General features: G+C 68.2%; 10 protein-coding genes. 6 read left to right on the forward strand and 4 right to left on the reverse strand.

The window, feature by feature from the left end; translation table 11 throughout:
* Positions 1 to 147 precede the first annotated feature (147 nt).
* Positions 148 to 912: a FadR/GntR family transcriptional regulator gene (locus ACH4SI_RS07140; RefSeq protein WP_398293945.1), complete on the reverse strand. Its 765-nt coding sequence runs from the start codon at positions 910 to 912 to the stop codon at positions 148 to 150.
* Between the two features lie 420 nt (positions 913 to 1,332).
* On the opposite strand from ACH4SI_RS07140, the gene ACH4SI_RS07145 reads away from it, so the two are divergent.
* The 5 genes from ACH4SI_RS07145 (at position 1,333) to ACH4SI_RS07165 (ending at position 8,513) form a co-directional block, all read left to right on the forward strand.
* Positions 1,333 to 2,601: an ABC transporter substrate-binding protein gene (locus ACH4SI_RS07145; RefSeq protein WP_398293947.1), complete on the forward strand. Its 1,269-nt coding sequence runs from the start codon at positions 1,333 to 1,335 to the stop codon at positions 2,599 to 2,601.
* Positions 2,598 to 3,515, forward strand: a complete 918-nt coding sequence (locus tag ACH4SI_RS07150) for a carbohydrate ABC transporter permease (RefSeq protein ID WP_398293491.1) — start codon at positions 2,598 to 2,600, stop codon at positions 3,513 to 3,515. The genes ACH4SI_RS07145 and ACH4SI_RS07150 overlap by 4 nt, the downstream gene beginning before the upstream one ends.
* Before the next feature lie 37 nt (positions 3,516 to 3,552).
* Positions 3,553 to 4,392 (forward strand): carbohydrate ABC transporter permease, encoded by an 840-nt coding sequence (locus ACH4SI_RS07155; RefSeq protein ID WP_398293493.1) that lies wholly within the window; start codon positions 3,553 to 3,555, stop codon positions 4,390 to 4,392.
* 87 nt (positions 4,393 to 4,479) lie between these two features.
* On the forward strand, positions 4,480 to 6,411 hold the full coding sequence (locus ACH4SI_RS07160; protein WP_398293495.1) for a hypothetical protein: 1,932 nt from the start codon (positions 4,480 to 4,482) through the stop codon (positions 6,409 to 6,411).
* 83 nt (positions 6,412 to 6,494) lie between these two features.
* A complete protein-coding gene (locus tag ACH4SI_RS07165) occupies positions 6,495 to 8,513 on the forward strand; it encodes a right-handed parallel beta-helix repeat-containing protein (protein ID WP_398293497.1) in 2,019 nt (672 codons plus the stop codon).
* Positions 8,514 to 8,534: 21 nt separating this feature from the next.
* Here ACH4SI_RS07165 and ACH4SI_RS07170 read toward each other — a convergent pair whose 3' ends face one another.
* Positions 8,535 to 9,500 (reverse strand): glycoside hydrolase family 6 protein, encoded by a 966-nt coding sequence (locus ACH4SI_RS07170; RefSeq protein ID WP_398293499.1) that lies wholly within the window; start codon positions 9,498 to 9,500, stop codon positions 8,535 to 8,537.
* Positions 9,501 to 9,815: 315 nt separating this feature from the next.
* Between ACH4SI_RS07170 and ACH4SI_RS07175 the strand changes: the two genes are divergently transcribed.
* On the forward strand, positions 9,816 to 10,526 hold the full coding sequence (locus ACH4SI_RS07175) for a FadR/GntR family transcriptional regulator (protein ID WP_398293501.1): 711 nt from the start codon (positions 9,816 to 9,818) through the stop codon (positions 10,524 to 10,526).
* 24 nt (positions 10,527 to 10,550) lie between these two features.
* Here the strand turns inward: ACH4SI_RS07175 and ACH4SI_RS07180 are convergent, their stop codons facing one another.
* Both ACH4SI_RS07180 and ACH4SI_RS07185 read right to left on the reverse strand, forming a co-directional pair.
* A complete protein-coding gene (locus ACH4SI_RS07180; protein WP_398293503.1) occupies positions 10,551 to 12,533 on the reverse strand; it encodes an alpha-L-fucosidase in 1,983 nt (660 codons plus the stop codon).
* Between the two features lie 67 nt (positions 12,534 to 12,600).
* Complete coding sequence (locus ACH4SI_RS07185; RefSeq protein ID WP_398293506.1) at positions 12,601 to 15,009, reverse strand: ricin-type beta-trefoil lectin domain protein; 2,409 nt, start codon at positions 15,007 to 15,009, stop codon at positions 12,601 to 12,603.
* Positions 15,010 to 15,030: the final 21 nt, after the last annotated feature.

Raw genomic sequence — 15,030 nt, forward strand, 5'->3', positions numbered from 1 at the left:
ACGAACGAGCAACACGAAATTCGATATTTCGAACATGTGTCGTACTCTCGGATAGCCAGGATCGTAGAGCGGCCCCGAGGTTTGTCAACCCTCTCGGTGACGAGAGGGATGCCGACGCCGTCGGCTGCGGTCGGCGGGCAGGTGGGCTCAGCCGAAGACCCGGCGCTGGATCTCGCGCCGGTAGTCCTCGAGCGTGTTGTCGAGATGGGTCATTGCGGCCCGAGCCGCCGCCTCCGGATCGCCGTCCCTGATGGCCCGGCAGATCGAGGCGTGCTCCTCCACGGCTTCCGCGGCATGGCCGCCGACCGTGCCGTGCAGCCCGATCGTGCTGGACTGGCGCTGCAACCGGCGCGCCTCGCGCACCGCCGCGACGAGGAACGGGTTGTGCGAGGCGGTGGCGATGCCGATGTGGAAGTCGTCGTCACCGCGGTCGAACAACGCCCGCTGCCCCGTCACGTGCCCCTCCCGGCACATCTCTGCCGCGGTCTCGATGGCACGCAACTCGACGGGGGTCGCCCGGGCGGCGGCCAACCGGCTCGCCGCGCCTTCCTGTACTCGCCGGAATTCGAAGAGCTGGTAGACGTGTTCCAGGTCGGTCGGCAGGAAGAAGCTTCCCCAGCGCGTGGAGCCCAGCAGACCCTCGTCGTCCGTCACGTAGAGGCCACGCCCCTTCTGGGCGCGCACCCGCCCGATCGCGGAGAGGATCTTCACCGCCTCCCGCACCACCGTGCGACTCGTGCCCAGACGGGAGGCCAGGTCGTTCTCCGTCGGCATCCGGTCACCCGGCTGCAACTGCAACTCGGCGATGAGCTGGAGGATCTGCTCGGCCACGAGCTCGTACCCGGGGCGGTAGGCGCCCGTCGACTCGGCATGGCGCCGCTGCGAGGGCGTCGTACGGCCGGTCGCCGGCACAGGCTGTCCGTCCAACCGCTTACCTCCTTCAACGGAAGAGGCCACACGCCCGGTGCCCGGCTGCGCCCCGTGCGGGAAGAGAATATACCTGCGCCATATGTGAAAAATGTGTCCGACTTATTCTCGGAGAGGTGCAGAGCAACTTATCCATACATAGGGCACTAAAACTCCATCACGAAGGCGTCAGCGCCGAAAAATTTGGAAAATAGGCTCACTCATTCCGTTGACTGCGCTCATACGGGCGGCTCTTATGTGTGACGTTCGCCTGACAGGCCAGGTTCTTCCGCCAGCTGACACGAACACTGAGTGGAGTCGCTCATGACAGCGAAGGTCCGCGCGGTCGGTGCCAGGAGATCGGGAAAAGGCCGCGCACCCACCGGACTTCCGGCCGCGGTGCGGGCGGTCGGCGCGCTCGTCCTGATGGCCGTGGCCGGCTGTGGCGGTGGCCCGACCGGCGCCCACGACGGCTTCCGGCCGGTGAGACAGACCGACGGCGCGTTGACGGTGTGGGTCGATTCCTCGCGCCTGGCCGCCGCCAAGCTGTACCAGAAGAAGCATCCCTCGGTGAAGATGGACATCGTCACCTACGACGGGGACGCCAACGGCTCCAACTACCTGCGCACCAAGGTGAGCCTGTTCAACCGCACCGGGCACGGCTGGCCGGACGTGGTCTTCAGCTCGCAGAACAACGAGACGTCCTGGGCCGTGCAGGCGGGCTTCACCGCGCCGCTGGACAAGGGACTCATCCCCCGCTCCTCCCTCGCGAACTGGGCGAAGGGGGCGAACGATCCGTGCACCGTCGACGACACGCTCTACTGCCTGCGCAACGACCTGGCGCAGACCGTGCTCTGGTACAACGCGGTCCTGATGAAGAAGTGGGGCTATCAGGTCCCCACGACATGGGAGCAGTACGAGGCGCTGGGCCGGAAGGTCGCCACCGAGCACCCCGGCTACCTGGTCGGCTCCGCGGGTGACGCCTTCACCCCGGAGATCTACCTGTGGGCGGGCAAGTGCGGAGCCAACCGCATCACCGGTCGACGAGCGGTCACGGTCGACGCCACCGGCCCGCGCTGCGAGCGGATGGCCTCGCTGCTGGACAGGCTGGTCAAGAACAAGACCATCTCCCTGAGCAGCGTGTTCAGCTCGGACTTCGACAAGAACGCCGCCGATAAGATCCTCATGATGCCCGGCCCGTCGTGGTACGGCGGGTCGCTGTTCCAGGGAACGTTCAAGACCCCCGCTCGTCAGATCGCCGTCGCGCCGATGCCCCAGTGGTCCGGCGATTCCCCGCCGACGGTCGGCAACGTCGGGGGAGGCACCTGGCTGCTCTCCGCACACAGCGCACACCTCAAGTCCGCTGCTGCCTTCCTCCTCTGGGCGACCACCTCGGACGACTACCAGGGCACGACCGCCCCCGGGTATCCCGCGTACGCACCCGCGGCCCGTACCTGGCTGGCCCACCAGGCGACTTCCGGCTACTACGCGGGCGACATCACACGGCCCCTCCGGACCGCGGCGAACCAGGTGTGGCCCGGCTGGGGCTACGGGCAGTTCAGCCAGGAGGCCATCTGGGCGGCCACGGTCACTCCGGGGCTGACCGCGGGCAAGAGCATCGTCTCGATGCTGCCGGCCTGGGAGAACGCGATCGTGAACTACGCACGCGCCGATGGGTACAAGGTGACCCGGTGAGCGGGCCGGCCACGGGAGCCGACCGGTCCGGCGCACCGCCGGCACGCCGAGCCCCGCGGTCCGCCCGGGCGGGCCACGGCTTCGTCGCCGCCTACCTGGTGCTGCTGGTCGCGTTCGGCGTGGTGCCGACCGGCTACGCGGTCTACTTCGCCTTCACCGATGCCGGCGGCGCTTTCGTCGGCCTGTCGAACGTCGCGACGGCCGCGCGGGACTTCCGCTTCTTCCCCGCCGTCGAGCATGTGGCACTGTATCTGGTCCTCTGGGTGGCGGCACTGGTCCTGTTCGTCGTGGGACTGGCGCTGTTGCTGCACCGGCTGGCGGCCCAGGGGGTGAGCAGGGCCCTGCGCTTCCTCTACTACGTCCCCGGCGCCCTCGCGGGCGCGGCGGGCGTCATGGTCTGGCTGTTCCTGCTCGACCCGGTGGTCAGCCCGGTCGGATTCCTGCTGCGCGCCTCCGGTTTCCAGACCTTCAGCCAGGTCATCGCGCCCTCCCACCTGCCCGTCCTGTTCACTCTCATCGCCTTCTGGACGGGCGCTGGTGGATGGATCGTCGTCATGTACGGGGCGCTCGACAACATCTCGTCGGACATCCTGGAAGCGGCGAGGATCGACGGCGCGGGCCCCTGGCAGACGGCATGGCGGATCCAGATCCCCCTGCTGCGCAAGTGGATCGTCTACATGGTGATCCTCGCCTTCGCCGGGGGCACCCAGCTGTTCGTCGAGCCCCAACTGCTCTCCCAGGCCAGCGTCGGGGTCGCCGGCCGTGACTACTCGCTCAATCAGTTGTCGTACGACTTCGCCTTCCAGAACAACAACATCAACATCGCGGCGGCCATCTCCGTGGAGCTGCTGGTGGCCGCACTGACCGTCGCGGGAGTCTTCGTCGCCCGATCGGGGTTCTTCGATGCGGACTGACACGAGGCCCGCCACTTCCCGCTCGGCCGGCGCCGTGATGACATACGTCGTACTCGCCCTGTTCCTGGTCTTCTTCGGGCTTCCCGCGCTCTGGCTTCTGCTGGCGGCAACGAAGACCGACAGCCAGCTGGTGCACGACAACCCCTTGTCCTTCGGCTCCTGGCACGCGTTGCGGGCGAACTGGAACGCGCTGACGGCGCACCAGGACGCGGCCGTTTTCGGGTGGCTGCGCAACTCGGCGCTGTACTCGTTCCTCGCCCTGCTGATCACCCTGTGCGTCGCGGTCCCCGCCGGGTACGGGCTCGCCATGACCGAGTTCCGCGGTCGTCACACGCTGCTGATCGCCACCCTCATCGTGATGCTCATGCCGAACGCCACGCTGGTGGTGCCGCTGTTCCTGGAGATCAACGCGTTTCACCTGATCGGCTCGATGTGGTCGATCGTCCTGCCGTACGCGTTCTACCCGTTCGGCGTCTATCTGACCTACATCTACTTCAGCACGGCGCTGCCCCGGGAGCTGCTGGACGCCGCGCGGCTCGACGGCTGCTCGGAGTTCGCCGTGTTCCGCCGGATCGCCCTTCCGCTGGCCGCCCCGGTGGTCGCCCTGGTCGGTTTCTTCAGCTTCGTCGCCAACTGGACGAACTACTACCTCCCGTACGTCATGCTGCCCGAGAGCCACCAGTTCCCGGTACAGGTGGGCCTGGGGACGCTGCTGAACGAGGTCCCCCAGTTCAACCCGACCGTCGGCTCGCTCGCCGTCCAGCGGCCCGAACTGGCGCTGGCCACCCTGCTGGCGATCACTCCCGTGCTGGTCGTCTTCCTCTTCTCGCAACGTTTTCTGGTGGCCGGCATGCTCGCCGGCGCCACCAAGAGCTGAACCACCGCGCCCCGCACGACGGCGCACCCCGCGCCCCGCCCCACCCCGGCCACGTTCCCGTACCGCCCCGCTCGGAATGGAGATCTGATGGGATCCGTCATCACGGCCTCGGTACCGCTGCTGGAGCCGCCGGGCTGGGCGACGGCGCAGCGCGCTCTGTTCGACCTGCTCGACCGCGCCTGGCGCCGGTTCGCCGATGATTTCACCGACTCCGACGGGCGACTGCGGTACGCCGGCGGACTCGGTTCGCGCGACGGCGCGGACGACTTCTACGAGACCTTCTTCAACTGGCCACAGCTCTATCTCCTCGGCGGGCACGAGGACCTGCTGGCCCAGTCCGAGCGGCACTGGGAGGGAGTCACCCGGCAGCTGACCGAACTGGGCATGCTCAAAGACGAGTACGAGCGAGGCTACGACTGGTTCCATCAGGGTGAGAGCCTGCTGCTGTTCTACTTCCTGTGCATGGCCGCCCCCGACCGCTGGAAACATCGGGCACGGCGCTTCGCGGACCTCTACGTCGATCCGCGGCACGGCAACTACGACCCGGAACACCGCATCATCCGCCGGCCGCACAACGGCAGCGACCCCGACCGCCGGGGGCTCTTCGACGGCGACGCCTACCCCTGGCTTCCCCAGGAGGCCCGAACGTACGGCTTCCCTCTGGAGTGGACGGTGCCGGACGGCGCCGATGCCCCGCCGCTCGACCGCGACCCGCGGCTGGGCGAGGAGATGCGGCGGCGGATCGGCTCGGGAGACACCGCGGTCAACCTTGCCGCCTCGGGACTCGTCCTCAACGCCCTGATGCTGACCGGTGATCCGCGCTATCGCGACTGGATCGCCGAGTACGTGGGCGCCTGGCGCGACCGCGCGACCGCTCACGGGGGGATCCTCCCCGACAACGTCGCCCCGGACGGCACCGTGGGCGGGCTGCTGGACGGCCGCTGGTACGGCGGGCACTACGGCTGGTCCTGGCCGCACGGGTGGTACAGCGTCGGGCACGCCGCGATGGTCGCGGCCTTGGCGGGAGCGGCCGCCACGGGCGACGACTCCTGCCTGGACCTGGTCCGCCCGACGCTCGACGAGATCATCTCCCACGGCAAGATCATGACCTTCATGGATGCGGACTCCAGCCTCCGGTCGAAGTGGACCGTTCAACTCTGCGAGGACGTGACCACGCCCACGCTCCATGTGCCGTTCCGGTACGCCGACCGAGGCTGGTTCGACTACAACCCGATGCTGATGGCGGTCCCGATCGCCCTGTGGCACCACTCCGCGTCGGCCGCGGACCGGGAACGCCTCGAACGCCTCCGGTCGGCCGGCGGATACGACTGGCGTACCGTGCGCCCCTTCCGGAACAAGGAGGAGGCCGGGCACGAGGAGCCGTGGTTCGCCTTCCTCACCGGGGACGCCCCTGACTACCCGGAGCGGATCCTGGCCGCCGCGCAGGCCCAGGTACGCCACCGGCTGGCCCGGATGGAGCGCTACCGCGGCACGGATGTGCCCGAGGCGGACATCCACCTGTGGCAGCAGTCGAACCCGGTGGTCACCGAGGCCCTGGTCCAACTGACCTGGGGCGGACCGCAGGTCATCTACAACGGCGGACTGCAACAGGCACGCGTGCGGTACTACGACGCCGTTGCCCGGCGCCCCGGTCTGCCCTCCTCGGTGGCGGCCCTGGTCTCCTGTGTCGACCCGGAGGCCACCGTGGTCGACCTGGTCAATCTCGACCCCGAGGGCGCGCGATCGGTGATCGTGCAGGCGGGGGCGTTCGCCGAACACAGCATCCACACCGTGCACCACACCAGGTGCGAGAACCCCACCTGGATCGGCGGTCTCTACGACTACGGCCACGGTCAGCCGGTCGTCACATCCGCCACGGTCCCTGTCGGCGGGCCATGGCTGGGGGTGGAGCTGCCGCGTTCCACCCGGATCCGTCTGACGCTCCGGCTCGACCTGCACAGCCGGCCGCCGTCCTATCGCACACCATTCGACGACCCGGGCACCGAGGAGACGTCATGACGGGAGGCCCACGTGGTGGGGCACCCGCAGGCGTTCCCCGGCCCGCTCACTGTCACCCCACCCTCTCACCCCCGAGGATTTCCATGTACCGCCAACCAGGAAGGGCACTGGCCGCGCTCACCGCGGCCCTCACCGCCTTCACGGCCTTCACCGGGGCCATGCCGTCCGCGGCCCACGCGGACGCCGGAGCCGCAGGTGCCGCCAAGATCGTCGTATCCCCCGGCGGCAGTGATCGCAACGCCGGCACGGCCGACCACCCCGTTGCCACCCTCGCCAAGGCGCGGCAACTCGCCCGGTCCCTGTCCGGCACGTCCGACGTGGTCGTGGAGCTGACGGGCGGCACCTACCGCCTGACGGAACCGTTACGACTCACCGCCGCCGACTCAGGGCAGGGCGGTCACACCGTGACCTGGCGGGCGCGCACCGGGCAGACGCCCGTTCTCTCCGGCGCGCTGCGGGTGACCGGCTGGCAAGTCCACGACGCGGCGGCGAACATCTACGCCGCACCGGTGCCGAAGGGAACGGATTCGCGCCAGCTCTACGTCGACGGCGCCGGCGCACCCCGCGCCTCGATCACGATCTCGCGCAACGACGTCCAGGTCACCAGGACCGGGATGACCATCGTCAACCCGAACCTGAGGTACCTCGCCTCACTGCCCCGGCAGAACCGGATCGAGGTGGAGAGCCAGAACTCCTTCACCGACCGCTACGCACCCGTCCAGAGCATCAACGGCACCACCATCACGATGCAGCAGCCGGCGTGGAACAACAACAACTGGGGTTACGACACCCTCGCCAAGCCCTTCGCCGGCGGCACCCTCATGCTCCAGAACTCCTACTCCTTCCTCAAAACGGCCGGGCAGTGGTACCTCGACCAGGACGCCGGCCGGCTCTACTACAAGGCACCGGCCGGTAAGAACCCCGCCGACAGCGACGTCGAGCTGCCGCAGCTCACCTCGCTGATGCAGATCGGCGGCACCTACGACAATCCGGCCCACGACATCACCGTCCAGAACATCCGCTTCGAGTACTCCACCTGGCTCCAGCCGGGCACCTCGATCGGCTACGCCGACCAGCAGAACGGAGCCTTCCTCGCGGCCACCCACCAGCAGCCGAACGACTTCCTCACGTCCTGCCAGTCCGGCTGCCCGCTGTTCGAGGCGGCGCGCAACAGCTGGCACCAGATCCCCGCGGCCGTACAGGTGTCGGCCGCGCGCGGCATCACCTTCACCGGCAACACCTTCACCCATCTCGGCCAGGTAGCTCTCGGCATAGGCAACGACGCCAACGCCCACGCCTCCGGTGTCGGTCTGGGCGCGTCGAACATCACCGTCCAGCGCAACACCTTCACCGACGACGCCGGCGCCGGCATCGTGGCCGGCGGTGTGCAACCCGACGCCCACCACCCGTCCAACCCCGCGATGGTCGACAAGGACATCACGATCAAGAACAATCTGGTGACCAGGGTCGCCCAGGACTACAAGGACATGTCCGGCATCCTGTCCACCTACGTCACCCGCGCGGTCATCGAGCACAACGAGGTGTCCGACCTCGCCTACGACGGCATCGACGTCGGCTGGGGCTGGGGAGCCAACGACCCCGGTGGCAGCACGGACTACAGGAACCGGGGCCTGTACAACTACCAGCCGGTCTACAGCACACCGACCACGTTGTCGGACAATTCCGTGCGCTACAACCTCATCCACGGCACCAAGAAGGTCTTCCACGACGGTGGCAGCCTGTACAACCTGTCGGCGAGTCCCCGCACCGTCATCGAGGGCAACTACATCTACGACAACCGCAACACCGTCGGCCTCTATCTGGACGAGGGCTCCCGCTACGTGACGCTGTCGCACAACGTGATCCAGGACTCCGGGGTGTGGGCCTTCACCAACGCCAGTGCCACCAACAACACCAACGACAGCACCTTCTCGGAGAACTGGTACAACAGCGGCGCGACCCAGGTGGCCACCGGCTCCCCCCACAACAACGTCCTGAGAGGAAACGTCCAGGTGAGCGGCGGGAACTGGCCGACGGCCGCACGACAGGTCATGGACCGGGCCGGCATCGAGCCCGGCCGGCGGCCCCCCGCTGACCGCTAGGCCGAGCCCGAGGACACGGCATCAGTAGCCGTAGATCATCTTGTAGGCGGCCTCGGGGAGGAACTGGCCGGCCGAGGAGCCGGATCCGACGCCGCAGTTGCCGTCGGACTCACCCGGGGTCTTGATCCACAAGAGCATCTCGGCGCCTCCGCCCAGCTGGGTGGGGGTGCCGATGCGGCGGCCCGACGGGTTGCACCACTGGCCGTTGGAGCCGTTGCCGTTGCGGCTGGTGTCCACGACGAACGGCTTGGTGTAGCCGTAGCGGGCGTTGAGTTCTCTGTTGACGGCGTTGCCGTAGGCGGTGTTCTCGGCCGTGGTGAAGTAGTTGGAGACGTTGAGGGAGAAGCCGTGGGCCTGTCGGAGGCCGGCTTCGTGGAGGCGCCGGGCCATGGTCGCCGCGTCCGCCCAGCCCGGGTTGCCGGCGTCGAGGTAGACCCAGGTGTTGGGGGCCTGACGGCTGAACTGGGCGAGGGCGCCGGTGAGCATGCCCTCGCGTTCGTCGATCTGGGCCTGGGTCATGCAACCGTAGTCCCCGAGGGAGTCCGGTTCGAGGATCACGACGGCCGGGCGGTTGGCGATCCCGCCGGCGAACTGGGCGATCCAGGTCGCGTAGGCGGACGGCGAAGCGGCCCCGCCCGCGGAGTGCCCGCCGCAGTAGTCGCGGTTGTATATGTTGTAGGCGACGAGGATGGGTAGTTTATCCCTATTATCCGCGGCGCCCACGTACGCGCCGGTGGCGGTGCCGATGGTGCCGCTCCAGGAGCCGAACCAGCGGGCCATCGGGGTATTGGCGAGGGAGACGTTGATCGCGGACGCCCGGCCGTCGCCGGGGTTGGCGGCGACCCACCTCTTCGCGCTGGAGTCGGGGTCCACGTAGAACCCGCTGGTCATGGTGGTCGGGTCGGCCGCGTGGGCGGACGGTGCGATGGCGAGCGCCAGCGGCAGAGCGAAGAACGCTGCCACCAGGGCGCGGAGTCTGTGGCGCATGACCGTACCTCGGTTTCCTGACAGGGATGCGTCGCACGCTCTCGGTCACGGGCGAGCGACGCGCTGAGGAAGTGCGGTGATACGAGGCCCCCTTGCGCCGGCGACTCCCCGGCGGGGGCGACAGGACCGGGGTGGCGGCGCAGATTGGGAGCGCTCCCATTGGGAGCGCTCCCAAGCGCTGAAAGTACTTGGGGTGTGGGAGGTATCGTGTTGCGGGCAGGTGAAACTGTCAAGGGTCGACGTACGACTCGCGGGCCGGGACATGGGAGGTCCTGTGAGCGTGGTATGCGCGAGCAGGCAGTGTGGAGCCCGCCTATGTCATTGACAGACAAGGCAATCGCATGCATCGGGGAGATGATCCAGTCCGGCGAACTGCCGCCGGGCGCCAAGCTGCCACCCGAGCAGCAACTGGCCACAGAACTCGGTCTGTCCAGGAACCTGATGCGTGAGGCGGTCAGAGCGCTTGTTGTCGCGCGGGTCCTGGATGTCAGGCGGGGAGACGGGACCTATGTGACGAGTCTGGAGCCCGCACTGCTGCTCGAGGGGCTGGGCTCGGCGGTGGCATTGCTCCACGGCGACACCCTGCTGGAACTGACCGAAGTGCGCAGGCTCTTCGAGCCGATCGCCACGAGGCTCGCCGCCACCCGGATCTCCGACGACGACCTCGTCGAGGTCAGGCACCACCTTGACGCGATGAGGGCCGTCCGCGACGATGTCGAGCTGCTCAACGAGCACGACGCCGCCTTCCACAGCGCGGTGATCGCAGCCGCCGGGAACAGGACCCTGGCTACGCTGCTGGAGGGCATCTCCAGCAGCACCGTGCGCGCCCGGGTCTGGCGGGGCATGGTCGACGACCATGCCGGTGACCGGACCATCGCCGAGCACGAGGCAATCTACGCCGCCCTGCTGCGCAGGGACTCCGCACTGGCCGAGGCCGCGGCGCTGATGCATGTGAGCACGACGGAGCAGTGGCTGCGTCAGCACCTCGACCACGACGAGACACGGAGTGGCGCCGTACGAGAATGACCGGCAGTTCGCCTGGGTGACGGTTCAGACGCCGGTGATGGTCCATTCGTTGTTGGTGCTGGAGTTCGGAGTCCACATCACCGTGGTCGAGCCGGCCGTGGTGCTGCCACTGCCGTCAAGGGCGGTACCGGTGCCCCGATTGATGATCTGGTAGCGGTTGCCGCCGAGGCTGTTGAGTGACCACTGCTGGTTGTTGCCACCGTTCCATGCCTCCTGCCGGGCAGGAGCGCCGTTGGCGGAGTCGCCCCAACTGTCGGCGGCCATGCCGTTGGTGCGGTTCATGATGCGGTAGTAGCCGTTGCCGAGGTCGATCAGCTGCCACTGCAGATTGGTACTTCCGTCGTAGTTCCACTGCTTGAGGTTGGAGCCGGATGCGACGTTGCCTCCGCTGTCGAGTACCAGTCCGCTGGTCACGTTGGCGATCTTCACCCAGGTGGTGGAGCCGCCCGGCGCGCCCAGGGCGGGGATCTCACCGGAGAAGGTGAGCTTGACCGTGTACGCGAGGGCACTGAACGGCGGGTTGGACGAGGGCATGGTGAGGTGCAGGCCCGAAGCGTCCTGGGTCGGCGCGGGCAGGTCGATGTAGGTGCCGGCCGTGTTGTTCAGCAGCTTTGCGCCCGTCAGGCTGCTGAGGTTGATCTGGTTCGAGTTCAGCGTCGTGATGGTCATGGTGCCGCCCTGCCAGCCCAGCGCGGTGGCGTAGAGGACCTTGTTGTCCCGGCTGCGGGTGAAACGGACGTCCTGCGGTTTGCCGGCCACCGGTCCGCTGAATGAGCCGCCGCCCATCTTGGTGGGGCCCTCGCCGTAACTGGCCCAGGAGCGGGTGGCATAGACCGCCTCTCCGAAGCGGCCGAGCCAGTCGCCCATGGCGAGCAGGATGGACTGCTGCCCGGAGGGAATGGTGCCGTCGGCCATCGGAGCGATGTTCAGCAGCATGCTGCCGCCCTTGCTGACCCGGTCGATCAGCGAGTGGAGCAGTGCCTGCGTCGAGTAGTAGCCGATGCCCACCGTGTAGCACCAGCTGGAGGAGGAGATGCTGTCGTCGGTCAGCCAGTAGGGGGTGAGCAGCCCTGCCGGGCCGCCGCGCTCGAAGTCGAAGACCTCACCCTTGTTGTTGAAGCCGTCCTTGTAGGTCGCGACCACGTCCTTGTCCCATGAGACCGCCTGGTTGTAGTAGTGCGCGAGGAACTGGAGCCGGTAGGACTCCTGCACCAGGTTCAGGTCGAAGTCCTGATAGACCAGGTCCGGCTGGTAGCCGTCGACGATCTCGATCAGCTTGTCGTACCAGAGCTTGTTCTCCGCGGCCGAGCCCTGCTGGCCGTAGAGGGTGCGCAGCGTCGGGTCCGACTGGTTCGGCACGTGGTCGTAGTAGCCGTTGAAGTGGTAGGCGTGGTGCAGCGCGGCCATGAACTTCAGCCCCTGCCCGCGGATGGCCTGCGCGTGCAGCCCCACGAGATCGAGCTTGGGGCCGCGCTGGACCGAGTTCCACGGGTTGGAGCGGCTGTTCCACATGGAGAAGCCGTCGTGGTGTTCGGCGACCGGGCCGGCGAACCTCGCCCCCGCCGACTTGAACAGCCGCGCCCAGGCGTCCGGGTCGAAGTTGCCGCCCTGGGAGGCGAGTTTGGGGGCGAACTGCACGCGGTTGCCGGCCTTGTCACGGGCACCGTCGATGAAGTTGTGGTACGGCCAGGCCGAGGGGTCGCCGTAGGTGTCGATGTGGTGGCGGTTCTCGGCCGAGCCGCCGATGTACATGTTGCGCGGATACCACTCGTTCCCGAACGCGGGGACGCTGAAGACGCCCCAGTGGTAGTAGATGCCGAACTTGCCGTCCTGGAACCAGGCCGGGGCCGGAGGGTGCTGGTCCACGGAGGACCAGCTCGGGGTGTAGCTTGCGGGGCCGTCGGTCGCGGCGGCCTCGGGGGCGAACCGCAGCAGGCCGAAGGCCGTGGCCGCGCCGGCCGCCGCCAGCAGCCGGCGCCGGCTGAGCGGCAGGGAAGAGGAAGACATGTGGGGGCCTCTCGGGGGAATTGACGGAGGTGACGCGGGAGTGGTTGATCGTCAGCCGGTCACCGGATCAGTCGCGCGTCCACTTCTGGTTGCTGCTGCCGTTGCAGGTCCACAGCTGCAGCAAGGTGCCGTTGGCCGTTCCCGCGCCGGTGGCGTCCAGGCACAGGCCGGACTGGACACCGGTGATCGTGCCGTCGGCATGGATCGTCCACTTCTGGTTGCTGCCGCCGTCGCAGTCCCAGATGTCCACCTTGGTGCCGGGGGTGGTGCCCTGGCCCGCGGCGTCCAGGCAGTAGCTGCCGTAGACCCGCAGATCACCGGCCGAGGTGTCCGTCCACTGCTGGTTGGCGCCGCCGTTGCAGTCCCACAGCTCCACCTGGGTGCCGGCCGTCTGCGACTGGTTCGGTACGTCCACGCACCGGCCGGAGGCGGCCCCGACGATCGCGCCGGTCGTGCCGCCGTCGTTGCCGCCGCTGCCGGGGGTGATGGACAGGTTGTCGAACTGCGCCGTCTCGCCCTGGCTGGTCCCGTAGCCGATCTGCCCGGCGGCCCAAGTGCGGTCGTTCACGGAACCCACCGTGGCGCCGTCGATGACGGCGGTGATCGCGGTGCCGGAGAAGGTGAGGGCCAGGGTGTGCCACCGGTTGGTGCCCAGCGCTCCGGTCGTGCCGCGGGCCAAGGTGGAGACGCTGCCGTTGGTGTTCGAGTTCAGGATCGACCAGGCCCCGGTGTCGCTCACCCGCAGGCGGTAGGCGTTCTGCCCTCCGGTGCGGTCGTAGTCGTGCCCGCCCGCACGGCCGAGCAGCTCGGCGTATCCGGGCTGTTCGAGCAGCACGTCCGACGAGACGGTGTAGTTGCCCCAGCTCACATCACCGAGCAGGGCGTGCGGATCGGTCAGCGCGTCCCAGGTGATCGGCTTCTGCGGGCTCATCTGGCGCACGCACTTGCCGCTGCGGCCGCCGCCGCAGCCCACCGCCTCGAAAGCGCCCTGCCAGTCCATGAGGTACTTCGCCTCGGTGCCGGTGGCATTGCCGTCGAAGGAGTCGCTGTACGGCAGCTTCATCGCGCTCTTGGCAGGACCGGTGGCGGTTCCCTTGCCCTGTCCGGTCGTGGTGGTCAGGGTGTACATGTGGCCGGGCTGTACGGTCAGGCTGAAAGCGCCGCCGGACGGGGTGACGTCCGGGGCGTGCACGAAGTAGTCGGCCGTGTTGCCGGACCTGACGTCGGTGGACCAGACGTGGACGGTTCCGGTGGACAGTCCCCCGGTGACGTTGAAGTTCAGGGTCTGGGCGCTTCCGGCGTCCATCGTCTCGATGACGGTGGAGTAGTCGGAGTTGTTGGTGGACTTGAGTGAGACGTAGCTTCCGTTGTTGCGGTTGCCCCCGATGTAGCCGCTGGACGCGTCGAGGTACCGCCACCCCGGAGCGGTGAACTGGCTGGTGTGCGCCATCACCCAGGCGTTCTTGCCGATCGAGTAGGACCCGGACCACGGCTGCGAGGCCAGGGCGAGGCCCATGGTGGGGTACGGAATGTTGGGTGTGATGGCGGCGACCACCGGCCAGTTGAGGTACGCGGTCATCCGGCCGTCGATGTATCCGCGGTTGATGCCGCGGGCCACGGCCTGCGCTCCCCCGTTGTAGTCGTCCGAGCCGTTCTCGCTCGCCCACAGCGGCTTGCCGGATGATGTGGCGGCCGACGGCACCGAGCAGTTGGACTGGGACGACCGGTAGCCGCAGGGATAGTGCGTGCCGATCGCGCTCACCGCGGAGGCGAACGCCGGGTTGGAGTTGATGTCGTTCGCCACGGCCCAGTCCGAGTCGGCCGCGACAATCTTGACGTTGCCGTAGCCGTTGGTGTTGAGCGCGCCGCGCAGCTGCTGGTACCAGGAGACGTTGTAGCCTCGCTCGTTCCACCCGCCGAGGTAGTCGATGCTCAGCCCGTGCTGCTTGGCGCAGCCCAGCCACGAGAGCACATAGTTGACCATGTCGGTGGACCAGAAGTTCCCGCCGCCGATCCAGCCGGGCGCGCCCCAGGCGAGCCCGTACAGCTTGATGTCCGGGTTACGCGCCTTGGCCTGCTCCATCAGCCACCACTCGTAGCCCCGGTTGCAGTTCACGTCGGACCGGGTGTGCTGGTGACTGGGCTCGGCCCCCGAGGTGGAGTTGGTGTCACCGCCGATCTCCGCCTTGAGGATCTGGAGGGAGGCTCCGTAGCCGGGCCGGAACAGGTAGTCGAGGATCTGGCCGCGCTGGGGCTCGGGATAGTCGATCAGGAGTCTGCTGTTGCCGCCCCCGCCGCTGATCGCGCCGACGCCGTCGAAGGTCCGGCCGCCGGACGCGCCGTTGATCGTGATGGAGGTGGCGGCCTGGGCCGGCGCGGCGGCCGTGCCCACGAGGCCGCCGGCGGCCAGGAGGAGGCCCGCGAGCACGGCCGTCGAGGCGCGCAGGCGCCGTAACAGCCGTCTGAATGCTGACACGGTGGGTTCCTTTCGCAGGTC

This window comes from Streptomyces sp. NPDC021212 (assembly GCF_044332925.1).
Lineage (GTDB): Bacteria > Actinomycetota > Actinomycetes > Streptomycetales > Streptomycetaceae > Streptomyces.